The organism is Rummeliibacillus pycnus, from assembly GCF_002884495.1.
In the GTDB taxonomy this organism is placed as follows: domain Bacteria; phylum Bacillota; class Bacilli; order Bacillales_A; family Planococcaceae; genus Rummeliibacillus; species Rummeliibacillus pycnus.
In genome coordinates this window covers 2,454,393-2,478,739 of sequence record NZ_KZ614145.1, presented here as the reverse complement: position 1 = coordinate 2,478,739, position 24,347 = coordinate 2,454,393, and the positions used below count along the sequence as shown (strand labels likewise).

General features: G+C 36.3%; 25 protein-coding genes. 22 read left to right on the top strand and 3 right to left on the bottom strand.

The annotated features are described in order from the left end of the window. The first annotated feature begins 19 nt into the window (after positions 1-19). The 21 genes from wecB to CEF14_RS12010 all read left to right on the top strand — a co-directional run bounded on the left by wecB (position 20) and on the right by CEF14_RS12010 (position 17,869). A complete protein-coding gene (wecB, locus tag CEF14_RS12110; protein ID WP_102693094.1) occupies positions 20-1,138 on the top strand; it encodes a non-hydrolyzing UDP-N-acetylglucosamine 2-epimerase in 1,119 nt (372 codons plus the stop codon). A 501-nt stretch (positions 1,139-1,639) separates the two neighbouring features. Further along, positions 1,640-2,020, top strand: coding sequence for an ATP synthase subunit I (locus CEF14_RS12105; RefSeq protein ID WP_102693093.1), 381 nt, complete (start codon positions 1,640-1,642; stop codon positions 2,018-2,020). An 18-nt stretch (positions 2,021-2,038) separates the two neighbouring features. Then, positions 2,039-2,752, top strand: coding sequence for a F0F1 ATP synthase subunit A (atpB, locus tag CEF14_RS12100; RefSeq protein ID WP_102693092.1), 714 nt, complete (start codon positions 2,039-2,041; stop codon positions 2,750-2,752). Positions 2,753-2,843: 91 nt separating this feature from the next. Beyond that, positions 2,844-3,056 carry a F0F1 ATP synthase subunit C gene (gene atpE / locus CEF14_RS12095; RefSeq protein ID WP_102693091.1) on the top strand — a complete coding sequence of 71 codons (213 nt, stop codon included), beginning with the start codon at positions 2,844-2,846 and terminating at the stop codon, positions 3,054-3,056. A gap of 171 nt (positions 3,057-3,227) precedes the next feature. After that, the gene (locus CEF14_RS12090; RefSeq protein WP_102693090.1) at positions 3,228-3,755 is read left to right on the top strand and encodes a F0F1 ATP synthase subunit B; all 528 of its coding nucleotides are present in this window, start codon (positions 3,228-3,230) and stop codon (positions 3,753-3,755) included. Further along, complete coding sequence (locus CEF14_RS12085; protein ID WP_102693089.1) at positions 3,752-4,288, top strand: F0F1 ATP synthase subunit delta; 537 nt, start codon at positions 3,752-3,754, stop codon at positions 4,286-4,288. Before CEF14_RS12090 ends, CEF14_RS12085 begins: the two co-directional genes overlap by 4 nt. 28 nt (positions 4,289-4,316) lie before the next feature. Next, entirely contained in the window at positions 4,317-5,837 is a 1,521-nt protein-coding gene (gene atpA, locus CEF14_RS12080) for a F0F1 ATP synthase subunit alpha (protein ID WP_102693088.1), read from the top strand. A gap of 53 nt (positions 5,838-5,890) precedes the next feature. Continuing rightward, positions 5,891-6,751: an ATP synthase F1 subunit gamma gene (gene atpG, locus CEF14_RS12075; protein WP_102693087.1), complete on the top strand. Its 861-nt coding sequence runs from the start codon at positions 5,891-5,893 to the stop codon at positions 6,749-6,751. Between the two features lie 50 nt (positions 6,752-6,801). Continuing rightward, the gene (atpD, locus tag CEF14_RS12070; RefSeq protein ID WP_102693086.1) at positions 6,802-8,217 is read left to right on the top strand and encodes a F0F1 ATP synthase subunit beta; all 1,416 of its coding nucleotides are present in this window, start codon (positions 6,802-6,804) and stop codon (positions 8,215-8,217) included. A gap of 24 nt (positions 8,218-8,241) precedes the next feature. Then, the gene (locus CEF14_RS12065; RefSeq protein WP_102693085.1) at positions 8,242-8,646 is read left to right on the top strand and encodes a F0F1 ATP synthase subunit epsilon; all 405 of its coding nucleotides are present in this window, start codon (positions 8,242-8,244) and stop codon (positions 8,644-8,646) included. Positions 8,647-8,722: 76 nt separating this feature from the next. Then, a complete protein-coding gene (locus CEF14_RS12060; protein WP_102693084.1) occupies positions 8,723-8,968 on the top strand; it encodes a DUF1146 family protein in 246 nt (81 codons plus the stop codon). 473 nt (positions 8,969-9,441) lie between these two features. Continuing rightward, a complete protein-coding gene (murA, locus tag CEF14_RS12055) occupies positions 9,442-10,740 on the top strand; it encodes a UDP-N-acetylglucosamine 1-carboxyvinyltransferase (RefSeq protein ID WP_102693083.1) in 1,299 nt (432 codons plus the stop codon). Positions 10,741-10,987: 247 nt separating this feature from the next. After that, positions 10,988-11,995, top strand: coding sequence for a stage II sporulation protein D (gene spoIID, locus CEF14_RS12050; protein WP_102694388.1), 1,008 nt, complete (start codon positions 10,988-10,990; stop codon positions 11,993-11,995). After that, positions 11,976-12,668: a M23 family metallopeptidase gene (locus CEF14_RS12045; RefSeq protein ID WP_245890162.1), complete on the top strand. Its 693-nt coding sequence runs from the start codon at positions 11,976-11,978 to the stop codon at positions 12,666-12,668. Before spoIID ends, CEF14_RS12045 begins: the two co-directional genes overlap by 20 nt. An 83-nt stretch (positions 12,669-12,751) precedes the next feature. After that, the gene (locus tag CEF14_RS12040) at positions 12,752-13,033 is read left to right on the top strand and encodes a sporulation transcriptional regulator SpoIIID (protein WP_102693081.1); all 282 of its coding nucleotides are present in this window, start codon (positions 12,752-12,754) and stop codon (positions 13,031-13,033) included. Between the two features lie 435 nt (positions 13,034-13,468). Further along, positions 13,469-14,470 (top strand): rod shape-determining protein, encoded by a 1,002-nt coding sequence (gene mreB, locus CEF14_RS12035; protein ID WP_102693080.1) that lies wholly within the window; start codon positions 13,469-13,471, stop codon positions 14,468-14,470. Between the two features lie 111 nt (positions 14,471-14,581). Next, positions 14,582-15,421, top strand: a complete 840-nt coding sequence (locus CEF14_RS12030) for a flagellar hook-basal body protein (RefSeq protein WP_102693079.1) — start codon at positions 14,582-14,584, stop codon at positions 15,419-15,421. 233 nt (positions 15,422-15,654) lie between these two features. Beyond that, a complete protein-coding gene (locus CEF14_RS12025) occupies positions 15,655-16,494 on the top strand; it encodes a flagellar hook-basal body protein (protein ID WP_102693078.1) in 840 nt (279 codons plus the stop codon). Between the two features lie 27 nt (positions 16,495-16,521). Beyond that, a complete protein-coding gene (locus CEF14_RS12020) occupies positions 16,522-16,821 on the top strand; it encodes a DNA-directed RNA polymerase subunit beta (RefSeq protein ID WP_102693077.1) in 300 nt (99 codons plus the stop codon). 30 nt (positions 16,822-16,851) lie between these two features. Beyond that, on the top strand, positions 16,852-17,298 hold the full coding sequence (gene fabZ, locus CEF14_RS12015) for a 3-hydroxyacyl-ACP dehydratase FabZ (RefSeq protein WP_102693076.1): 447 nt from the start codon (positions 16,852-16,854) through the stop codon (positions 17,296-17,298). 187 nt (positions 17,299-17,485) lie between these two features. Further along, positions 17,486-17,869, top strand: a complete 384-nt coding sequence (locus tag CEF14_RS12010; protein ID WP_102693075.1) for a hypothetical protein — start codon at positions 17,486-17,488, stop codon at positions 17,867-17,869. A 55-nt stretch (positions 17,870-17,924) separates the two neighbouring features. Here the strand turns inward: CEF14_RS12010 and CEF14_RS12005 are convergent, their stop codons facing one another. Then, positions 17,925-18,377, bottom strand: coding sequence for a YwpF family protein (locus CEF14_RS12005; protein ID WP_102693074.1), 453 nt, complete (start codon positions 18,375-18,377; stop codon positions 17,925-17,927). Between the two features lie 251 nt (positions 18,378-18,628). On the opposite strand from CEF14_RS12005, the gene CEF14_RS12000 reads away from it, so the two are divergent. Then, positions 18,629-19,090: a single-stranded DNA-binding protein gene (locus tag CEF14_RS12000; protein WP_102693073.1), complete on the top strand. Its 462-nt coding sequence runs from the start codon at positions 18,629-18,631 to the stop codon at positions 19,088-19,090. Positions 19,091-19,782: 692 nt separating this feature from the next. Here CEF14_RS12000 and CEF14_RS11995 read toward each other — a convergent pair. Together CEF14_RS11995 and CEF14_RS11990 are read right to left on the bottom strand one after the other, a co-directional pair. After that, entirely contained in the window at positions 19,783-22,557 is a 2,775-nt protein-coding gene (locus tag CEF14_RS11995; RefSeq protein ID WP_102693072.1) for a DEAD/DEAH box helicase, read from the bottom strand. Then, positions 22,554-24,125 carry a hypothetical protein gene (locus CEF14_RS11990; protein WP_102693071.1) on the bottom strand — a complete coding sequence of 524 codons (1,572 nt, stop codon included), beginning with the start codon at positions 24,123-24,125 and terminating at the stop codon, positions 22,554-22,556. The genes CEF14_RS11995 and CEF14_RS11990 overlap by 4 nt, the downstream gene beginning before the upstream one ends. Positions 24,126-24,347 lie beyond the last annotated feature (222 nt).

The window sequence follows — 24,347 nt, the reverse complement described above, 5'->3', positions numbered from 1 at the left end:
TCATAGGTGGTGCATAGAAATGTCTAAAAAGTGGAAAGTAATGACGGTTTTCGGAACTCGACCTGAAGCTATTAAAATGGCTCCACTTGTATTAGAACTTAAAAAGCATCCTGAGAAAATCGAAACAATCGTTACAGTTACAGCTCAACATCGACAAATGTTAGACCAAGTGCTCGAAACATTTCAAATTACACCCGACTTTGATTTGAACATTATGAAGAATCGTCAAACACTAATTGATGTTACGACAAGAGGACTTGAAGGATTAGATGCTGTCTTAAAAGAAGCAAAACCTGACATTGTCCTTGTTCATGGTGATACGACCACAACCTTTGTTGCAAGCTTAGCTGCATTTTACAACCAAATTGCCATTGGTCATGTGGAAGCGGGGCTAAGAACTGGTAATAAGTATTCTCCTTATCCAGAAGAAATGAACCGCCAACTTACAGGGATTATGGCAGACATCCATTTTGCACCTACTGAACAAGCTAAACAAAATCTGCTTCGTGAAAATAAGGCGGAGAAGAATATCGTTGTCACTGGTAATACGGCAATAGATGCGTTGAAAACAACTGTAACTAACAATTATGAACATCCTGTTTTAAACCAAATCGGTGATGACCGAATGATTCTACTAACAGCGCATCGACGTGAAAATTTAGGCGAACCGATGCGCCATATGTTCAAAGCTATTAAGCGCTTACTATCAGAATTTGATGATGTTCAAGTTGTTTATCCAATCCATTTAAATCCAGTGGTACGAGAAATTGCGAGTGAAATTCTTGGAGGAGAAAAAAAGGTTCACTTAATCGAACCTCTTGAAGTATTTGATTTCCATAATTTCGCTTCAAAATCATACATGATTTTGACAGATTCGGGTGGTGTACAAGAGGAGGCACCTTCTCTTGGGAAACCTGTACTTGTCTTACGAGATACAACAGAAAGACCAGAAGGCATTGAAGCGGGCACACTAAAATTAGCAGGTACAAACGAGGATAAAATTTACAAACTTGCCAAAGAATTATTAGTAGATGAAAACGCTTATAAAAAAATGGCACACGCTTCTAATCCATATGGAGATGGTCATGCTTCTGAAAGAATAGTAGAGTCGTTACTCGAATTTCTAGCAAAAATATAAAAATAAAAAACTACTTTACATATTTAATTAAGAAAATGTGGAGTAGTTTTTTAAGTATTTTCAACAAAATTGTGTCAATCGAAAAAAATTTGTTCAAAATTTGTCTACAATTTGACAAACTATTACCACTTGTGAAGTTTTTCACTCTAACCAATTGACATGAAATATTCACTATTGTATGCTTACAAAGGGTAAGAATGATAAGGGTTTCATGGCTCAAAATCATAATGGAAACTCTTTAGATACCAAGTTTCTACTAATTTTGCAATGAATGTCAATTCTTGTAAAATTTTAGCGGTTTATGTACGTCTATTTGATGTCCATATGAGGCGGTGGATTATTATTAAGGCTTATCTCTCACCATTTGGATCCGATTCAACTCAAATGTGAGTTAAACGGCTCCCACCCCGCATGTAGTATTATACTACTTATTCGACATCCATTCGGTGGTCAGCAATTACTTCCATCATTCGAAAATAAGATTCAGGAGAATTAAGACCAATGTTAGAATTGCATCAGATTTTTGCTAAGCAAAAGAAAGTCCTATTTTTTTTGCTCGCATTTTTTGCGTTAGGCTGGGGATTTACACCCCTTAAAACAGTATTTGCTGGTCTCGCAGTAGGTGTGCTTTTTGGTCAATATAACTTTTGGATTCTCGTCCGAAGAATGGAACGTTTTGATCGAGCATTAAGTGAAGGGAAGAAAGCGCCGTCACTTGGTATGGGACTACGCTTTGCATCCGGTATTGCCGCTGCAATAGTAGCAATTACATGGCCAGAATATTTTCACTTAGTGAGTGTGGTCATTGGGCTAATGATTCCGTACGTTCTGCTTGTAGTAGACAGGATTGTATTTCATGTAAAAACCAATAAGCACATTTGAAAGTGAGGTGAATGCAACGTGCAACATGAAAATCCGCATTTTGAGTTATGGGGATTAGGATTTAACCCGGCAACTATTCTAGTATTGTTAGTTACAGCTGTGATTGTCTTCTTAATTGCTTTCATTTCAACTAGAAATCTAAAGTTAAAGCCAACAGGTATGCAAAACTTTATGGAGTGGATTATGGACTTCGTAAAGGGTATTATCAAAAACAATATGGATTGGAAAACAGGTGGAAAGTTCCACATTCTTGGAATTACACTTATTATGTTCATATTTGTTGCGAACATGCTTGGTCTTCCGTTATCTGTTCAAGTAAATGGAGTACTATGGTGGAAATCGCCGACAGCAGATCCTACTGTTACAATGACTCTCGCCGTTATGATTTTAGTATTAACGAACTATTACGGTGTAAAACAACGTGGTTTTAAGCATTACATTGGAGTCTTTGGACAACCAATGAAGTTTTTATTCCCGCTTAAAATTATCGAAGAGTTTGCAAATACATTAACGTTAGGTCTACGACTTTACGGTAATATTTTTGCAGGTGAAATCCTTTTAGGTTTACTTGCAGGTTTAGGTACTCAGTGGTCTGGATTGGGCTTCATAGCAGCTTTTGTTCCAACTTTGGTATGGCAAGGATTCTCTATCTTTGTTGGGTCAATCCAATCATTTATTTTCGTTATGTTAACAATGGTTTACATGTCTCACAAAGTGAGCGAAGACCATTAAGTATAAATATGTCTAGTATATTATAATCTTATTATGCAAGACAGCTGACAACCATACAAAAAATTACAATTTCTAAGGAGGAAAATTTCAAATGGGTTTAATAGCAGCAGCAATCGCAGTTGGTTTAGGTGCACTTGGTGCAGGTATCGGTAACGGTCTTATCGTAGGTCGTACTGTAGAAGGGATCGCTCGTCAACCAGAATTAAAAGGTCTTTTACAAACAACTATGTTCATCGGGGTAGCATTAGTCGAAGCCCTTCCAATCATCGCGGTAGTTATCGCGTTTATCGTAATGAACAAATAATCGTCTTTAATTGTTTTAGAAAGATGGCGAAGAAAATTTCATCTCAGGAATCCTTCGCCATTCCTTTATGTCCTTAAAATTAAGGGCAAAAGTCCTTTAGAATTTATATCTTACTAAGATTCCAATCATAAATGATTTGAACTCTAAGCTCTTGAAGGGAGTGAAACAATCGTGTTTTTAGACTATCTACTACTAGGTGAAGCAGCTCACGTCACTGGAGTGAACTGGGGAGATATCCTTGTTACTCTAATCGTTTTCATCGTCCTAATGCTTCTTTTGAAAAAGTTCGCATGGGGTCCTTTGATGGGAATTATGCAACAACGTGAAGAACAGGTTGCTGGTGACTTAGAAGCAGCTGAAAAAAGCCGTCAAGAAACTAAAAAATTATTAGAAGAACAACGTAGCCTTCTTAAAGAAGCTCGTACAGAAGCGCAAGCGATTGTTGAAAACGCTAAGAAACAAGCTGATCTTCAAAAAGAAGAAATTGTTTCAGCAGCTCGTAACGAAGCTGCACGTTTACAAGAATCTGCTAAACGTGAAATCGAGACTGAAAAAGAAAAAGCAATTGCCGCTGTTCGCGAAGAAGTGGTTTCACTATCTGTCCTTGCAGCTTCTAAAGTGCTTAACAAAGAAGTCTCAGAAGAAGATAATCGTTCTCTAATCGAAGAAACGATTGCGAAGGCAGGGGAAACTCGATGAGTCAATCGACTGCAGCGAATCGCTATGCTAAAGCATTGTTTCAATTAGCACAAGAACAAAATCTTCTAAATGAAGTAACAGAAGATTTACGCGAAGTAAAAATCGTTTTGGAAGAAAACAATAATTTATTCCAATTACTTGATTCTCCCAAAATTGATAGTGACAAAAAGAAAGCTATGCTTTCTGAGTTATTTGCTTCAGTACAACCTATCATCGTGAATGCATTAAAACTATTAGTTGATAAAAAACGCATTCACGAAGTGGTGAGTGTAATTGATGCGTTCGTAGCTCAAGCTAACGATGCTCAAGGTGTTGCAGATGCAGTTGTATTCTCAACTCATACACTTACTGATGAAGACAAACAACGCATTTCTACTGCATTTGCTCAAAAAGTAGGAAAAAGTGCGCTTCATATTACTAACGAAATCGATGCATCACTAATTGGTGGAATTCGAGTTCAAATCGGAAACCAAATTTACGATAATTCTGTTGCAACAAAACTTGCTTGCTTAGAACGTGAATTAATCGGTTAATCCAATAATTATTTGAGAGGTGACAAACGTGGGCATCAAAGCTGAAGAAATCAGTGGACTTATTAAAAAACAGATGGAAAATTACCAATCTGAAATGCAAGTTAGCGAAGTTGGTACAATCATCACTGTTGGTGACGGTATCGCTCGTGCTCACGGCCTAGACAACGTAATGGCTGGAGAATTATTAGAATTCTCTACTGGTGTTCTTGGTATGGCACAAAACCTAGAAGAAAATAACGTTGGTATCGTTATCCTAGGCCCAGCTAAAGGCATCAAAGAAGGCGATGAGGTTCGTCGTACAGGTCGTATTATGGAAGTACCAGTTGGTGAAGAACTAATTGGTCGTGTTGTAAACCCACTAGGTTTACCAGTTGATGGACAAGGTCCTATCAACACTACTAAAACTCGTCCTATCGAAAGTCCTGCTTTCGGTGTAATGGCTCGTAAATCAGTTGACGAACCACTACAAACAGGTATTAAAGCAATCGATGCTTTAGTTCCAATCGGTCGTGGTCAACGTGAGTTAATCATTGGTGACCGTCAAACAGGTAAAACATCTGTTGCAGTCGATACAATTTTAAACCAAGCTGACCAAAACGTAACATGTATCTATGTTGCGATCGGTCAAAAAGAATCAACTGTACGTAGTTTAGTTGAAACTTTACGTAAGAACGGTGCTTTAGATTATACAATCGTTATTACTGCATCTGCATCTTCTCCAGCTCCATTATTATACTTAGCTCCTTACGCTGGTGTATCAATGGGTGAAGAATTAATGCTTCAAGGTAAAGACGTATTAATCGTATATGATGATCTTTCTAAACAAGCAGCTGCTTATCGTGAACTTTCATTATTATTACGTCGTCCTCCAGGTCGTGAAGCTTATCCTGGTGATGTATTCTACCTACACAGTCGTTTACTTGAACGTGCTGCTAAATTGAACGAATCTTATGGTGGTGGTTCAATCACTGCTCTTCCATTCGTTGAAACTCAAGCTGGGGACATCGGTGCTTATATTCCAACAAACGTAATTTCAATCACTGATGGACAAATTTTCTTACAATCTGACTTATTCAACTCAGGCGTTCGTCCAGCGATTAACGCAGGTCTTTCTGTATCACGTGTTGGTGGTGCAGCTCAAATCAAAGCGATGAAAAAAGTTGCTGGTACACTACGTCTAGACTTAGCTGCATACCGTGAACTTGAAGCATTCGCTGCATTCGGTTCAGATCTTGATGCTGCTACTAAAGCAAAACTTGAACGTGGTAAACGTACTGTAGAAGTACTTAAACAAGATCTTAATAAGCCAATTAAAGTTGAAAAACAAGTTGTTATTCTTTATGCACTAACTAAAGGATTCTTAGATGATATCCCAGTTCAAGATATCGTTCGTTTTGAACAAGAATTATATGCTTGGTTAGATGTTAACGACGAAAAAGGCGCCGGCGTTTTAAATCAAATTCGCACTACTAAAGGCCTTCCTTCTGATGAAGATATGGCTTCTACAATCAATGCATTCAAAAAAACTTTTGCTATTTCAGCTGAATAAGTTTGCATAGGTTTTGTGAATTTAAAATAAAACGGTAAGGTGGTGAAATACCAGTGGCATCATTACGCGAAGTAAAACAACGTATAAAATCTACAACTAGTACTAGTAAAATTACGAACGCAATGCAACTCGTGTCATCTTCTAAGATGTCACGTGCCGAAGCTAATGCGAAAGCATACGTTCCATATATGAATAAAATTCAAGATGTTGTTGCAGCAATCGCAGCAGGTACGCCAAAAGGTTCACATCCAATGTTAATCACTCGTCCTGTAAAGAAATCTGCATATTTAGTGATCGCTTCAGATCGTGGATTAGCAGGTGCTTACAACTCTAATGTTATTCGTAAAGTATTAGACGGTATGGAAAGTCGCAACCAATCAAAAAATGATGTAGTTATCTTTGCAGTTGGTCGTGTCGTTCGTGATTTCTTTAAGAAACAAGGCTATAACGTAGTTGATGAAGCAATTGGTTTACCAGACCAACCTTCATTTGCAGATATTAAACAAATTGCTCGTAAAGCTGTTGGTATGTTCACAGACGGTACTTATGATGAACTTTATATGTACTACAGTCACTTTATCAGTGCAATTTCTAACGAACCAACGGAGAAAAAAGTACTTCCAATTACTGATATCACTCCATCAAGTGCTGCAACAGCTTCTTATGAATTCGAGCCATCTGGCGAAGAAATTTTAGAAGTATTGTTACCACAATATGCGGAAAGCTTGATTTATGGTGCGTTACTAGATGGTAAAGCGAGTGAACATGCTGCGCGTATGACAGCAATGAAGAGCGCTACAGATAACGCTCATGATTTAATTAATGATTTAACAATTCTGTATAACCGTGCACGTCAAGCGGCTATTACACAAGAAATTACCGAAATCGTTGGTGGAGCTGCGGCCTTAGAATAGGCCACTCCTCAACCTTTCCGTAATTAGTTTGATAGGAGGGAAATACAAGTATGAACACAGGACACGTTCTTCAAGTAATGGGTCCAGTTGTCGACGTACAATTCGATAACAACACATTACCAGAAATTAATAACGCGCTAACTGTAGAAATTAAACGTCCTAACGAAGATGCAGTAACTCTAACTTTAGAAGTTGCTCTTCATCTAGGCGATAACGCTGTTCGTACCATTGCAATGTCATCTACAGATGGCTTACAACGTGGCGCAGTAGTAACTGACAAAGGTGCTGCAATCTCAGTGCCAGTTGGTGAAGTAACATTAGGTCGTGTATTCAACGTACTTGGTGATACAATCGACTTAGCAGATCCAATCCCAGCAGATGCTCGCCGTGATCCGATTCACCGTGAAGCACCTAAATTCGAAGAACTTTCAACTAACGTTGAAGTACTTGAAACAGGTATTAAAGTAGTAGACTTATTAGCACCATATATTAAAGGTGGTAAAGTCGGACTATTCGGTGGTGCCGGTGTAGGTAAAACCGTATTAATCCAAGAATTAATCAACAACATCGCTCAAGGACACGGTGGTATTTCCGTATTCTCTGGTGTAGGTGAACGTACTCGTGAAGGTAATGACCTATTCTACGAAATGAGCGACTCTGGCGTTATTTCTAAAACAGCAATGGTATTCGGTCAAATGAATGAGCCACCAGGTGCTCGTATGCGTGTAGCATTAACTGGTCTTACAATGGCTGAATACTTCCGTGATGAAATGGGTCAAGACGTACTATTATTCATCGATAACATTTTCCGTTTCACTCAAGCAGGTTCTGAAGTATCTGCGTTACTAGGTCGTATGCCTTCTGCCGTAGGTTATCAACCAACACTTGCTACTGAAATGGGTCGTTTACAAGAACGTATTACATCAACAAACAAAGGTTCTGTAACATCTATTCAAGCAGTATATGTACCAGCCGATGACTATACTGACCCGGCTCCAGCTACAACTTTCGCTCACTTAGACGCTACAACAAACCTTGAACGTAAACTTTCTGAAATGGGTATCTACCCAGCAGTAGACCCATTGGCTTCAACTTCTCGTGCTTTATCACCTGAAATTGTTGGTAAAGAACACTATGAAGTTGCTCGTCAAGTACAAGCTACTTTACAACGTTACCATGAATTACAAGATATCATCGCTATCTTAGGTATGGATGAATTATCTGATGAAGATAAATTGACTGTAGCACGTGCTCGTCGTGTTCAATTCTTCTTATCACAAAACTTCCACGTAGCTGAACAATTTACTGGTCAACCAGGATCATACGTACATGTAAAAGATACAGTTCGTGGTTTCAAAGAAATTCTTGAAGGTAAATACGATAAATTACCTGAAGATGCATTCCGTCTTGTAGGTCCTATCGAAGAAGTTATTGCGAAAGCAAAAGATATGGGCGTAGAACTTTAATACTAGGGACTTGGAGGAAAAAATATGAAGACGACTGTAGTCAACATTGTCACTCCCGACGGCCCAGTATACGATTCAGAAGTTAGCATGGTTATTGTGAAAACTATAACTGGTGAAATGGGGATTCTGCCTGGACATATTCCAACAGTTGCTCCTTTAGCAGTTAGTGCTGTTCGTTTAAAGAAAGACAACAACACTGAAGTTGTAGCAGTAAGCGGTGGCTTTGTTGAGATTCGTCCCGATAAAGTTACAATCTTAACTCCTTCTGCAGAACTTGCCGATAATATCGACATTGCTCGCGCAAAAGAAGCTGTTAAACGTGCAGAACAACGACTTCAAAGTAAGCAAGATAACATTGATTTCAAACGCGCAGAATTATCTTTAAAACGCGCAATGAATCGTATCAACGTTAAAGAGGGTAACATCTAAGTAATAGGTTGTTAATTTTAAAGCGAGCAGAATGACTTTTCTGCTCGCTTTTTAAAAATGGAAATGGAGGGAAAGGATGGATTCCGTATCATCTTTAATTGGACAGAATGCACTAATTGGTATTGTGTCTCATATTTTCTTCATAGGGATAACATTTTATGCATTACAAGCTTTAATGTATGAAAAAGTTTTTAAGAAAAATCATGTTTTTCAAATTCAGCTTTTATTTATACTATTAAGTATTGCAATTGGATCAACAGTATCAAATTTTTTCATTACTTTTACAACATGGTCAAGACAATTACCATTTTTATTTAATTAAATGTATTCTGTATGCAAAAGAAATAATGGCACAAACTTAGTGTACAAACCTTATTATATTGTTCAGTACTCAGGTACGATTTATATTACAATAGAGATATGTGATTTTAACCATTTCAAAAAACATATGTATTGAAGGTTCGACATTATTCCTTTTGCATATAGAGTAACCATTACCCAGGAAATAATTTGTTGAAACTTGTTTATTTTTCAAAAAGCTTGGGGACCTATGATGACAATAGAAATGGAAATTTTATAACACATTTCTAGCATTTTGACGTAATATAGTATTACTATAGTTATTTATTCGTAGAAAACTAAAATAGTGTAATCGGTTCTTGTCAACATCATGAAAAAAAGGTATTATGTAAGTTGCTTTGTTACTAATTATTGGTATTAAATAAATAAACACATTGAATTTTATGGACTGAAATATAAAAGATTTTATTTAGAATAAGTTCGGAGGGACATATTGTGGAGAAAATTGTTGTAAAAGGCGGCAAGGTTTTACACGGAAATGTAAAAGTAGAAGGAGCAAAAAATGCAGTTCTACCAGTTCTTGCAGCATCATTATTAGCATCTGAAGGAAAAAATATAATAAAAAATGTGCCGAACTTGGCGGATGTATATACCATTGATGAGGTGTTAAAAAGTTTAAATGTACATTTAACATTCTCCTCTAAAGAAAATATAGTGGAAATTGATGCATCAGGACAATTATCTTCTGAAGCTCAATTTGAATATGTACGTAAAATGCGTGCTTCCATTTTAGTTATGGGACCACTTTTAGCACGTAATGGTTATGCACGTGTTGCTATGCCAGGTGGCTGTGCAATTGGATCTCGACCAATTGACCAACATTTAAAAGGCTTTGAGTTAATGGGGGCGAAAATTTCTACAGGACATGGTTATGTAGAAGCATCAACTGAAGGTCGATTGAAAGGTGCTAAAATTTATCTAGATTTCCCAAGTGTAGGTGCTACAGAAAACATCCTTACAGGAGCTGCCCTTGCGGAAGGTACAACAATTATTGAAAATGCGGCAAAGGAACCTGAAATTGTTGATTTAGCAAACTTTATAAATGAAATGGGCGGCAAAGTGGTAGGTGCCGGCACAGATACCATTCGAGTAGAAGGTGTTGAGAAATTATATGGCACAACACATTCAATTATTCCTGATCGAATTGAAGCAGGTACATTTATGGTTGCAGCAGCAATTACAGGTGGAGATGTCTTAATTGAAAATGCGGTACCAGAACATATGACAGCTCTTATTGCTAAAATGCGCGAAATGGGCGTTGAGATTGAAGAAGAAAATGCAGGTTTACGTGTTCGTGCAATGCATCCATTAAAAGCAGTAGATGTAAAAACAATGCCACATCCTGGTTTCCCAACTGATATGCAATCCCAAATGATGTCTTTAATGCTTGTAGCTCAAGGTGCAAGTGTGATTACGGAAACCGTGTTCGAGAATCGGTTTATGCATGTAGAAGAATTTCGTCGTATGAATGCTAATGCTAAAATTGACGGACGTTCCGTAATTGTAGATGGTCCATGTAAATTACAAGGTGCAGAAGTTGCTGCAACTGATTTACGTGCAGCAGCAGCATTAATTCTTGCTGGATTAGTCGCAGAAGGAGTTACACGTGTTTCTGAGCTTCGACATCTAGACAGAGGTTATGTCGATTTCCATAAGAAACTGGCAGCTCTAGGTGCTGATATCGAACGTATTTCTTCTGAAGAAGTTTTCGAAAAAGAGCTTCAAACAAACTAATTGTGCTAACGAAAAGTAAACGAAACTTTTAACCCATTACATACTTATGTATGCAGTGGGTTTTTATGTGCAAAAATTTATATATTTATCCTATAGTTTTAGTCCCACAGGAGTGACAAGAAGATGTGGAAGGCGCCATGAACATTAGATAATTCCTATTTAACAAAGTCAGATTTGATTCAATTAGTTAAAAATATTTAAGGTTATGATATAGCATATTTACTTATTTCTGTACATATTCTTGAATATGAAAAAAATACATCTATATATTCTACTTATTATTGTCGTCTTATTCATATTGCCAACAGTAGTCACGAAGTACAAAGAATCAAAAGCAGTACCAACTTCAAGTATTGCAGCAAAAAATTCAGAGGAAACAAAGACAAATGATGAAGAATGTGATATTCAAATATCAATTCAAGGAAAAGGTAAAAAGTATTCGCTTGAAGAGTATCTTGTTGGCGTTGTAGCAGCAGAAATGCCCGCTTCCTTCAATTTAGAAGCTCTTAAAGCACAAGCTATCGCTTCGCGCACGTTCGCCTTAAAACGAACGAATTTTGGTGAAAATGCCATAGAACCTAATGTTTCTGCTCAAGCCTTTGCAGATGAAGATCAAAGAAGAAAAGATTGGGGGACAAGCTTTGAGAAAAACGAAAAGAAAATTCGTAAAGCTGTACAAGGAACAAAAGGACAAGTATTAGTTTATAAGGATGAACTAATTACAGCTATGTTCTTCTCAACAAGTAATGGACATACTGAAAGTGCAAAAAGTTATAGTGGACAATCTATCCCTTACTTACAATCAGTTTCCGTCCCATCAAATGAAAAAGAATCACCAAGATACCACACAAATTATAGTTTTACGTTACAACAGTGGAATTCAATATTCAACGAACAATGGACGAAAGAACAGATACAAAATGTGAAAATTTATCGCAATAATTCTGGTAGGGTCGAAACAATTAAAACAGGAGACTACAAATGGTCAGGTAGAGAAGTGCGAGAAAAACTGCAACTAGCATCTACTGATTTCATTATTAAATGGAATGCAAATAAGAAAATGATTCAAGTAACAACAACAGGATATGGTCATGGTGTAGGAATGAGCCAATACGGTGCCAAGGCACTTGCAGAAAAGGGGGCTAATGCAAAAGAGATCTTACATCATTTCTATCAACAAGTAAAAATAGAAAAACTAAAAAAATCTTCTTCTCTATGTTTAAACTCTCAAGCTATTGACAACAATAGCAAATGAGGTGATGAAAATGAGAGAGGAAAATAAGCAAAAACCTACTCCACAAAAATCAAATGTTACAAAACAACGCTGGTTCTGGCCAGTAATTTACGCAAGTTTTTCAATTCTTTTAGTTGCAGGTGTTTGGGGATACTCAGCATTAACGAACTCTCCTAAAGAGACAGGTACTAGTAATTTAACAGCTAGTAATAATACTGATAGTGCCACTGTTGAAACAAACGCAACTGCCGAATCCATGAAGTACCCATTTAAAGAAGCACTCTTAAAAGATGCAAAAGTATTACAGGACTACTATGATGTTGAAGCAAGTGAAGAAGCAAGAGAAGGAGCATTACTCGTATTTAACCAAACCTTTACTACAAGTGATGGTATTTCCATTGCAGTAAAAGGAGAAAGCTTCGATGTTCTTGCTGCCCTTAGTGGAACAGTTGAAGAAGTAAAGAATGACCCATTCATAGGGAACGAGATTACTATATCTCATCCTAATGGTATGACTACAAAATACAGCTCAGTCGGTGAAATTGATGTTAAAAAAGGGGATAAAGTAGACCAAGGACAAAAACTTGGAAAAGCGATCTCAAATGAATTTAATCCAACTGCTGGTACGCATCTTTATTTTGAAGTAATGCAAGAAGGTAAACACATCAACCCAAAAAGTTTACTGGCATTTTAGATAATTCCTTGCTGTTGGTTCTAAGTAAACGGTTTTAGACATAAGGTGAAGAAACGTTCGTACATTGTGGAAAGGAAGAGAATGTGCACGAACATATTCGAAATCGATGTCTAAAACTTGGTTTTATGCTTAAAGAATCGCAACAAACTGTGAGAGCCTTAGCGCAAAAAACCGGTTACTCTAAGAGTACCATTCATAAGGATCTCACCGAGAGGTTATCTCAGGTAAACGAGGAATTAGCGAAAGAGGTAAGCGAAATTTTAGCTTATCACAAATCCATCCGTCATATTAGGGGTGGAGAAGCAACACGCCAAAAATGGCTAACACGTAATGCAGAAAAAAAGACACCTTCGCATAATGATTAGCGAGGGTGTTTTTTCTATCTTTTATTTTAAAAGAATAAATATAAAGATTACTAATGGATATATTGTTGTTTTTTTAGAATAGTGATAAAGCTTCGAAAAACTTGGTATTTCTTTCGTACTATGTTCATTCAAGTTCATTTATAGTCTTGATGGTAACGAAATAAGAGATCGAATGTGAGTGTCAGCAGAACACAGTTGTGTGAAATTGTAGTGTAATTGATAGAAAATCAACAGATTAACAATGTTAAGTTTAAAAGAGTAAATTTTATGGAATAATGATAAAAGTATTGTGTAAAAAGTCTCTTTTTATAACCTAAATTGCCTAGGAATCGTTGAAATAATTAGATGTAATTAACTCTTTGCTATGTTAAAATATTCTAGATACATATATATTTTATGATGATTATTGAGGTATGAAGAAAGGGGAAAACAGATATGTTTTCTAAAGACATAGGAATTGATTTAGGAACAGCAAATGTTCTAATTCATTTAAAAGGTAAAGGTATCGTACTGAATGAACCATCTGTTGTTGCTATTGATAAAAATACAAGTAAGGTATTAGCAGTTGGTGAAGAAGCTCGCAAAATGGTAGGTAGAACGCCAGGAAATATTGTTGCGATCCGCCCTTTAAAAGATGGAGTAATTGCTGACTTTGACGTAACTGAATCAATGCTTAGATATTTTATCAATAAGTTAAATATTTCAGGCTTTATGTCTAAGCCACGTATTTTAATTTGTTGCCCTACAAATATTACAAGTGTAGAACAAAAAGCAATTCGTGAAGCAGCCGAAAAATCCGGTGGTCGTAATGTATACCTAGAAGAAGAACCGAAAGTAGCAGCTATAGGAGCAGGCATGGATATTTTCCAACCAAGCGGTAATATGGTTATTGATATCGGTGGTGGAACAACAGATGTTGCTGTACTATCAATGGGTGACATTGTAACATCAGAATCCATTAAAATTGCTGGAGATGTATTTGATAATGATATCCTTCAATACATTAAAAAACAGTACAAGCTATTAATTGGGGAACGTACTGCGGAAAATATTAAAATAACAATTGGTACTGTTTATCCAGAAGAACGAGATGAGAAAATGGAGATTCGTGGTCGAGATTTAGTTACAGGTTTACCAAGAACGATTGAAATTCATTCTCATGAAATTGAAAAGGCATTACGTGAATCAATTGCTTTAATCGTACAATCTGCTAAAAATGTACTTGAAAAAACACCACCAGAGCTATCAGCAGACATCATTGATCGTGGTGTAATGGTCACTGGCGGAGGTGCATTATTACATGGTTTAGATCATTTACTAACAAATGAATTAAGAGTACCTGTCTTTATCGCAGATAATCCTATGAACTGTGTAGCCGAAGGGACAGGCATTATGTTAGAAAATATTGATAAAGCACCAAAACGTCGTAAATTATAGCCGAAATAATAGAAGGATGAACAATTTTTAATAGATTTTTGTTTTCCTTTTTTAACGATCGAAATGCATAAAAAGCTACTGTTTATTTTTATAATTGAAAGGGTGTAAAGGATGTTTCGTGGATTTTATACGGTTGCTTCCGGTATGATAACTGAACAACGTCGCACAGAACTTTTATCGAACAATATTGCAAATGCAAATACACCAGGATATAAAGCAGATCAATCGACAATTCGATCATTTCCAAATATGCTTTTATCCCGTATTACAAAAAGCGGTCCTGCAAATCTTGAAAGTGGTTTTGAAGGAAGTTCAGTAAAGCAAATAGGAGCACTTGGCACAGGTGTTTATATGCAAGAAACATTACCTGATTATTCCCAAGGCCAACTTACGGCAACAGAATTACCTACAGACCTTGCCTTAGTAAATGGTAATCTACCAATCAATAAGGAAACGGGGAAAGCAGGAGCAATTTTCTATCGTCTACAAAATCCAGCAGGTGGAGAAGCGTACACTCGTAATGGGAATTTTACATTAGATGCAGCTGGTAATTTAGTTAATGCACAAGGATTTTATGTTCTCTCAGATCAAGGGAAGAAAATTACATTGAAAAATGATGATTTCCAAGTTACTGAAGACGGTTCCATTATGGAAAATGACAAACAAATAGCAAAAATTGGTGTATCTTATTCTGCACAACCTGATACATTAGCAAAACGTGATACTGGCCTGTTTTACACAAGTGATGGAAAAAACCTCCCGTCAGCTTACGGTATAAACAATGTTAGTTTTTCAACAAAGCAAGGATATATTGAACGTTCGAACGTGGATGCAGCTAAAACAATGACAGATATGATGACTGCTTACAGAGCTTTCGAAGCCAATCAAAAAATACTTCAAGCATATGATAGAAGCATGGACAAAGCCGTAAATGAAATTGGAAAAGTATAGAGTCTAATAGCATGTAAGTTTTTGTTTTCTTCTTCTTTAGCTTAAAAGAGATGAATATAATTAATTTTGCTAACTTTCATCATGTGTGTTGACACTTTTTGAAAGAAGTTATTAACTCCGAACAGTCATTGTTACATATATTGAATGATGTATGCACAAATTCAATATATGGAAGCAATTGAGCTGAGGGAGATTGATATTAGTATTTTTGGGATACTTAGGAGGTATACTAGATGTTACGAACCATGATTTCTGCAGCAAATACAATGTCTCAACTTCAAGAACAGTTAGATGTAATTGGTAATAACATGGCGAATAGTAATACACATGGCTTCAAAGCTAAAGAAACCCAGTTCAACGAATTACTCTATCAACAATTTGAAAATGACAAATTAGATAAAGTGAAACGTCAATCACCACTTGGAATTCGTATTGGGGTAGGTGCTCGTCTTGCGCAAGCACAGACAAATTGGAAACAAGGTAGCATTCAACAAACAAACCGCTCACTTGATTTCACATTCACAAAAGCAAAACAGTATTTTAATATTTTAATGCCAGATGGCAAAAACGGTACAAAAACAGTGTTTACCCGCCAAGGAGATTTCTACTTATCACCACTTAAAAACGGTAATACAATGCTCGTAAATTCAGATGGATATCCAGTTGCAGATGCCAATGGTAATGCTATTATATTAAAAGATGGTGCAAAAGACTTTGCCGTGACAGCAGACGGAACATTAAATGTTAAGTATAATGATAATACAAACGCTAAAATTGAAATAGGTGTTACTGAGATCCAAAAGCCACAATTAATGGAGCATATTTCAGATACGTATATTGGTTTACCGAACAATTTTAATCAACTAGGTGTAGCACAAGGAACAGTGTTACAAAACTTACAAGGTGCAAACAGAAATCAAGTAGCAATGCAAAATGGTGGCCTTGAATTATCGAATGTTGATATTTCAAAAGAAATGACAGATCTTATTAACACACAACGTTCCTATCAATTTAATTCAAGAACAATAACGTTAGCCGATCAAATGATGGGACTAATTAATGGTATAAGATAAGTAATTGTTAATAGAGGAGAACAAGTAATGACAAATAACACAACTGATCCGAAAACTGATAACTCGACTCCACAGCGACGTACTCGTAAGGAAGTAAAACAAAATAGAGAAGCAGCAGATGATCGCTTGGGAAGAAAGTGGATGTCAACAGGTGAATTTTCAATCGGACTCAGAATCATCATTGTTGTTGTTTTACTTGTCATAGCTGCAATCACAGGCTCTATGATTGGGTACGGTGTAATGGGCAATGGAAATCCGTTTAACGTTCTAAATCCAGCAACATGGAATCATGTATTAGATATTATGAATGGAGTACAGAACAACTAGGGTTTTCAATTTACAATAGGAGGATATAGTATGTTAACCGCAGATCAAATTCAACAAATATTACCACATCGCTATCCATTTCTTTTAGTGGATCGTATTACGGAGGTAGAAGAGGGAAAACGTGCTGTAGGGATAAAGAATGTTACGATTAACGAACCATTCTTCACAGGTCATTTTCCAGGCTATCCTGTAATGCCAGGCGTGCTAATTATTGAAGCAATGGCACAAGTAGGTGGCGTAGCACTCTTAAAATCTGAAAAATTCAAAGGACACTTAGCGTTCCTAACAGGTGTTGATAATGCTCGTTTTAAACGTCAAGTAATTCCTGGCGACCAACTTAACATCGAAGTAGAATTTGTAAAACTTCGTGGCGTAATGGGAAAAGGACATGGCAAAGTCACAGTTGATGGAGAACTTGTAAGTGAGGCTGATATCCTATTTGCGATCGGGCCAAATCAACAAAATGAAGACAACTAATTAACGAAATTTGAAAGAGCACTTCAATTCATTGGAGTGCTCTTTTATTATTTCCACAACTGTAGAAACCATTCGATCAATCAGGCTGGTTTTTTATTCAAAGGATAGTTTCACTTTTTCAGCACATGCTACTTTTAAATCGCACACAGTGTGATGGTCAAATTAAAGGTGGAAGGAGGAAACAAAAATGTGGAAGCAGTCAGCTGCTATCTTACTTTTTTCAGCACTTGTATTAGTTGGGTGTAATACCAATAAGGCAATTGAGCCAACTCGTACGGAAACACCAATGGAGGACGTGAATAGACATGTCAATACCGGTGCTACGGACGATGGCATTACAAATGATGGTGTCAATAATGCCGTCAATAACGGTGTTACAGATGTTGAAAGAGGTGTAAACAAAGGCGTTAATGCTGTAGAACGTGGCGTTAATGATGTTACTGGGACTGTCGAAGAGGGTGTCAATAACATGACACCAGGAACTAGCAAAAGAACAACTGATAACACTGTCATTGATAATACTGTAGGAAATGGACATTATATTCCTCACGATAGAGATGACAATAAATAATAAAGCTCGGCATATCCAGGAGGGTATGCCGTTTTTTTTTTTGCTGAATGGAAATCTAAATAGAATGATTCTGATTGACAGCGTTTTTTAAGCTTGGTCTAGTACGCATATCTTCTTTGAATTTTTCAAGCAGTGCATCTCCAGTAAATCCTTCTTCAACGAGTTCTAATAACAATTGTTCTGCATATTGACGACGAATAGAATTTAATGTGCCTTTTAATAATACCGATACATGATTTTCTTCAGACATTTCAACAATGTCTTGCACTACAGCCCTGAAAGAAGCAGGTTCATTGTCTGGATAAGAAATTACTGCACGAACATTTAATATCGTATCAGTTCCTAAATATGGAGCAAAATCTGAAGCGTATTGTCGATCCATATACATTTCTAAAATCCAAGATTTATGGCTGTTCTCTTGGTTAATAATAATTCCATCTGTAAGTGGATAGGATATTAATTGTTCATCTTTTAATAGTTCTAACGACAACATTTTAAAAGTCTTCACGTAAATTTATCACCTATCTTTCGACGAATTTCGTACGGTAATTATAACATATTAAAAAACAGCTAAAAAAACATTTCGCATGATTTTGAAAAATAAGGAAATACCTATACGACGCAATTTATCCAAAATAGGCTGTTTTCAAAAATAAATTTTGTATATACAAACATGCTTAAAACCTCCATTTCTCTGTTTTGCATAAAATTTTAAAGGTAATTATGATATAGATAATTCAAATGGAAGGAGGTGATGGATTGAATCAAGTTGCCCTTGTCGGGAGGATTACAAAGAATCCTGAATTACGTCAATTATCAGAAGGGAGGGTACAAACAAATTTTATAATTGCAATCAATCGAAACTTCAAAAATGCCAATGGTGACATAGATGCTGATTTTGTTTCATGTTCTGTATGGGGGAAACTCGCTACAAATGTAGTGAAATATTGTGGAAAAGGTTCATTAATTGGGGTTGGTGGCCGACTACAATCAAGATCCTATCAACGTGATGATGGAAAAAGAGTTTATGTTGTTGAAGTAATTGCAGATGAAGTACGTTTCTTAGCATTAAAAGAACGCGAAGAAAAAACATCAAAACAGGTGCAACCATCCGAACAAAAAAATTCAACAATGTTACAAACAACCTCTGAGCAAGCTCAAGAAGTGCCGGCAGGCTTTGTTCTACCAAAAGAAGAGGCAGAAGGATTACCTATGGTATAACTTTTTTATCAGTGGAAAAAGGTAAAGCCTCTGGTAGACTGACTACAAGGTTCAAATGGAATATCGGTTGCAAGGTTGCAATTATACCGAACAGCTGTCCTATTGGAAAGACCGCACCAATAGGTTTGATGAATTGGTCCAAATAAAATAAACCAGGATCATCCAGTGGAACAATTCAGAATCGCTGTTAATAATTCGTTGTGTACAGCGTACATAACGAATAAAACAATTAAATGGGGAAGGCTGTATAATTTGTAAAAGGGAATAGAAATTCTTGGGGAAGTAAAAAAGTTGAAAAGCGTGTTTTAAAACTGTCTATGGGGAAGACAGCGGATGAAGTCATCGAAGCATGGCTTTATCTGTACATATAGTATCCACTAAAAAGAATGGAATATTGACAATAGATTAAAGAGGTTGTCCAATAAGTATGATTTAATAAGAAAAGTAGTTATTTAATTGGTTAAAAAATTGCTCTTCCCAATTTCAAGGAGAGCAATTTTTCTTTAAACTTTAGAAAAAGTTAATCTACGTTTTGGGTGCTCCTCTGGGATTTACGTGTGACCACTGAAAAAGCAAAAAAGCAAAACTTTTGGGCATCTTAGTTGAAGTGGAATTAGCGTAGAATCCTCGAAAAGGTTCATTCATCGAAGTTCATTCAAATTCCACTTCATTCAATAGCATATATATACTAACTAAAAACTAAAAGATAATAAATCCATAATTTCTTCGTCTTTTAATTCAGTAATCCATTGGCTAGACTGAATGAGTTCTTCAGATAATGCTTGCTTTTCTGTAAGTAAAGCATCAATTTTCTCTTCTACAGTACCTGTTGTGATGAATTTATGAACATGTACAAATTGTGTTTGACCGATTCGATATGCTCGGTCTGTAGCTTGATTTTCAACAGCTGGATTCCACCAACGATCAGCATGAAGAACATGATTAGCCGCCGTTAAATTCAAACCTGTTCCACCTGCTTTTAGAGACAGGATGAAAATTGGAAATTCTCCATTTTGAAAGGACTCCACGAAATAGTCACGCTGTTGTTTTGGCATACTACCTGTTAAAAACGGTACATCAATATCATATAACTCAGAGAGACAGTGTTGTAAAAGGTGACCCATGCCAATATATTGTGTGAAGATTAGGCATTGTTCCTGATTATTCGCAATATCAGCAGCAAGTGTTACGATACGATCTAGTTTTTCAGAACGGCTTAACATATCTTCAGCATTCTCAAACGGTTCCTTTAAATATAGAGCAGGATGATTACATAGTTGTTTTAACTTATTAAGCATTTTCAAAATAAGACCTTTTCGCTCAAAGCCTGATAATGTTTCTAATCTGTGCATGGTTTCTTGGATAAAACTTTCATATAGAACTGCTTGTTCTTCTGTTAGTGGGCAGTATTCACGTTGTTCAAGTTTATCTGGAAGATTGAGCATAAGAGCAGGATCTTGTTTTGTACGTCGTAATAAGAACGGTTGAATTTTCTTACGTAAACGATTTTTATGGTTTTCTGATTCATCGCGTTCAATCGGTGCTATATATTCTTCTTGGAAACGTGAGAAACTACCAAGATAGCCTCTATAGATAAAGTCGAAAATTGCCCACAACTCAGATAACCGGTTTTCTACGGGAGTACCGGTTAAGGCAATATGGTGCCCACCATGTAATTTACGGATTGCCTTTGATTGTTTTGTATGCATATTCTTGATATTTTGAGCTTCATCAAGCGTAATATTTGCCCATTTATGATGTTCAAGCATTTCTACATCTTGCGTAATGGTTCCATAAGTAGATAGCACAATTTGTGGTTTTTCCTTATCAATATAAGCATCGAATGCTTCGTTTTTTAAACGATTAGAGCCATAGTGCAAATAAACTTTCAAAGATGGTGCAAATCGTTCTAGTTCCTTTTGCCAGTTCCCAAGTACAGAAGTTGGGCAAATGATTAATGTAGGTGGTGCATCTATATCCTGATCATAAACATGTAATAGATATGAGATTAGCTGAACAGTTTTTCCAAGACCCATATCATCAGCTAGACAAGCACCAAAACGTTGTTCACGCATAAAAACAAGCCATTCAAATCCCTCTTGTTGATAAGGGCGCAAAGTAGCTTGTAATCGATCAGAAGCCTGCACAGATGGTAGTCCTTTTTTATCGATCAATTTTTGTACATAGTCACGTAATGACTTTTGCATTTCAAATTGGAAGATAGGATCATCATGATTTTCGTCATCCTCTTCTTCGTCAGGAATGATAAATTCTTCCGGCAATTCTTGGAATAATAGATCACGAACTGTCCAATTTTCATTTTCCGCTTTTTCCATTAATTTACGGATTTCTTGCATCCATGCAACATCGACACGAACCCACTCAGTACCTGCTCGGATGAATTCACGATTATCATTCACCATTTGTTGAAATTCTTCAATGGATATATCTTGTCCATTTAAAGAAAGCTTCCAATCAAATGTTAAAATTTCCTGTAGACCAGCAGCAGATTTATAATTGGATGCTGTACTTGCGCTAGCGCGAACTTTAACACGAGAATCTTTTAGATCCCTTAGCCATGCCGGAAGGACAATTTCAAAACCTAGTGCTTGTAAACGTATAAAATCCGAACGCAAAAATTCACGTACATCAGGATCCTTTAAATGTAGAGAAAGAAAGTTATTTGGATCGATATTTTGCATATAATCTTGTGTACGCAATAATTCAACCATTTGTTGTTGTAATTGTTGAATGCCCGTTGCATGGTGCTTCCATTTATCAGGAAGTGCATGTTCAATTTGTAGTGTACGTTTTCTCATAGGAGGAGCCCAAAAATTAACACTCTTTTTACTTCGAATCACTGTTTCAAGAATCCATTCATCTTGATTTTCCATTGGTTCTCGAAGACGTAATCCAACATAAATCTCATCATCTACAGTTTTTGATTGAATAGGCCAACCGCCATTACGGAAGAAAGGTAGTAAAGTAGGAAGATCATTAAAGGTTAGGCCTGCTTCTATCAATTTCTGTGTTAAAGCCATTTGCATTAGTTTTTTTGTTAAATCATCGATTGGTAATTCTATCGTAAAATTTTCTTTGCTCATCTTAATATGATTCCATAAATCTTTACTATACCAATATGTAGAAGCAGTTGTAGCGGCTTCTAGCCAATTGCTTGAATTTTCATCTATCCCCACATAATTAATAAATGGATGCTTTTGTTCTTTTGAAAACAACTCGACCATTTCGAGTGGTGTTAGAGAAATATGGTGTGACGAATGATTTGCCGTTAAACCATAAAAGGCTGGCTCATATTGAAAGAAAAGAAAAGAGAGCCATTCATTCACAAGCATGGGCTCACCATTTTGCTCGTGAGCTTGCAAAGAAAAAGATTGTCCCGTTTCAGTTTCAATGTCGAGTTGAATGGACTTCAAAAAGGTGTCGGGTACTTTTGCATTGATTGTCATAGCTTCAAGTTTCCTTTCTCAATTTCTTCTTGTAATGCACGGAGACGCTTATACTGTTGTCTAGTTTGATCAACATAATTATTCCAAAATTCGTTTTTCCCACTCTTTTTAGCAGCAGATTTCATTTTTTTCCAAACACGTACAGCTTGTTTATAGTGTTGTCTTGATTTTTGGGCAAGTTCAGACATAGCAAGTGCGTGATATAACGGTAAAAGAGCTTCGGGTTTTTCTTCTAGAACAGTTTTTAACCCACATAATTCTAAATAGGCAAGTGAAGAGGGAAAGCGATGATGGAGAGCAGTCCATTCCAAATAGCGTCCTCGCTCAATTAAAAATAGTGAATAAGGCTGCATTCCATACATCCCAGATGCTGAAAATAAAACTTCAGCTTCCTCGTCATGAAGATCAATTTTCGAACATAGTTTATTGAAAGCGTTCACAAAGGCTGATCGATACCGAGTAGATAACCATGTATTAATAAAAGAATCTAAACAAGGTAGCATTGCACGGATAATCATTGAAAGAGCTTTGTGATCTTCATTTCGATCAGCGAAACGTGCTAAATCCATCCAGACTAGCATATCCGCTTCATTCATACTTGCTAATTCTTGTTCAAGCTCATCATACTTTTTTAACATAATAAAGAACATGGATTCAATACTCGCAATTTTAACATCTTCTTCAATATGACGGTCATTTTTGATAAATGCTAATTCTGATTCACGGCGAGATTTTTCATTGAACATTGATTCCCAGAATAAAGTATAAATATATAACCGTTGTTCAAAGTACCCAGTTTGGTGTAACAGAAAATAATTAACAATTTTTTGCAATGTATCATAAAAAGGATCTGTCGCAAAGAGACGTGATTTTGAAGAAGTTAATCGAATATGTTCTTTTACTTTCTCAGCTTCGTGTTCGATAAAATTATTAAAATAGGTTTTATAAGACTCTGAGGTTGGATTTAAATGCTTCCAAGTATGAGATAACAGAGCCATATGAGTAAATAGTTTATACAAACTTTGCCATTCACGTTCAAGAGGTGTATGTTGGAAAACTTGTCGTTGCATATCCGCAAAAATACTCTCAACTAAATAAGGATTCAGCACAGGTTGGCTATATAAATTGACTTTGTAGACATTTTGCACAAGACGCAACCATGTTTCGGGGGATCTCTCTTCTTTTATCAAGCTCATTTGAGTAGCCTTTTTCGAACGGAAATTTTCAAGCCATGTAGCTAAAGAATCAATATATTGATATAGAACAAACAAAGCCGCCAGTTTATGACGGCACCAATTTTCCTTTGGGCAATCACACGTAAGATTGCCAGCATTAATATGGAATATAACATTCGTAGGAGACGCATCTTGTACCACGAAAGAAATAACATTTCGTTCTTCACTATAAGCACTTATTTTCACATAGTTATGGCGAGCTAAAAATGCAGCACGTCGCACTAGTTCTTCATCTTCAGGATTTGAAGCATGAAGATTTAAACCAATTTGAGCCATTTGATTACGAATAAAATCCTCGTAACTTTTGGCGATATCAGAAATATTCGTATTCATACCATTCGCTCCTGCAAAAAAAACTTTCCTTTCATTATAAAACTTTTTGATGCTATCCGTAAATGTAAAAGGAAATATTTCACTAGAAAGCCTTTTTACATTGTGCTAATTTGATGAAAATTAGGGAAGAGTTCAGAAAAGACGACAAATATTTTTGTGTCAATAAACGGTATTCCGTGATATTATATTAATAATCAGAATATTCCTTCAAAGGAGGGGGCT

Bases quoted from the DNA above. Each gene is read 5' to 3' on its own strand.
- wecB (WP_102693094.1), top strand. From the start codon at position 20: ATGTCTAAAAAGTGGAAAGTAATGACGGTTTTCGGAACTCGACCTGAA.
- CEF14_RS12105 (WP_102693093.1), top strand. From the start codon at position 1,640: ATGTTAGAATTGCATCAGATTTTTGCTAAGCAAAAGAAAGTCCTATTT.
- atpE (WP_102693091.1), top strand. From the start codon at position 2,844: ATGGGTTTAATAGCAGCAGCAATCGCAGTTGGTTTAGGTGCACTTGGT.
- CEF14_RS12085 (WP_102693089.1), top strand. From the start codon at position 3,752: ATGAGTCAATCGACTGCAGCGAATCGCTATGCTAAAGCATTGTTTCAA.
- atpD (WP_102693086.1), top strand. From the start codon at position 6,802: ATGAACACAGGACACGTTCTTCAAGTAATGGGTCCAGTTGTCGACGTA.
- CEF14_RS12065 (WP_102693085.1), top strand. From the start codon at position 8,242: ATGAAGACGACTGTAGTCAACATTGTCACTCCCGACGGCCCAGTATAC.
- CEF14_RS12060 (WP_102693084.1), top strand. From the start codon at position 8,723: ATGGATTCCGTATCATCTTTAATTGGACAGAATGCACTAATTGGTATT.
- spoIID (WP_102694388.1), top strand. From the start codon at position 10,988: ATGAAAAAAATACATCTATATATTCTACTTATTATTGTCGTCTTATTC.
- mreB (WP_102693080.1), top strand. From the start codon at position 13,469: ATGTTTTCTAAAGACATAGGAATTGATTTAGGAACAGCAAATGTTCTA.
- CEF14_RS12030 (WP_102693079.1), top strand. From the start codon at position 14,582: ATGTTTCGTGGATTTTATACGGTTGCTTCCGGTATGATAACTGAACAA.
- CEF14_RS12025 (WP_102693078.1), top strand. From the start codon at position 15,655: ATGTTACGAACCATGATTTCTGCAGCAAATACAATGTCTCAACTTCAA.
- CEF14_RS12020 (WP_102693077.1), top strand. From the start codon at position 16,522: ATGACAAATAACACAACTGATCCGAAAACTGATAACTCGACTCCACAG.
- fabZ (WP_102693076.1), top strand. From the start codon at position 16,852: ATGTTAACCGCAGATCAAATTCAACAAATATTACCACATCGCTATCCA.
- CEF14_RS12010 (WP_102693075.1), top strand. From the start codon at position 17,486: ATGTGGAAGCAGTCAGCTGCTATCTTACTTTTTTCAGCACTTGTATTA.
- CEF14_RS11995 (WP_102693072.1), bottom strand. From the start codon at position 22,557: ATGACAATCAATGCAAAAGTACCCGACACCTTTTTGAAGTCCATTCAA.
- CEF14_RS11990 (WP_102693071.1), bottom strand. From the start codon at position 24,125: ATGAATACGAATATTTCTGATATCGCCAAAAGTTACGAGGATTTTATT.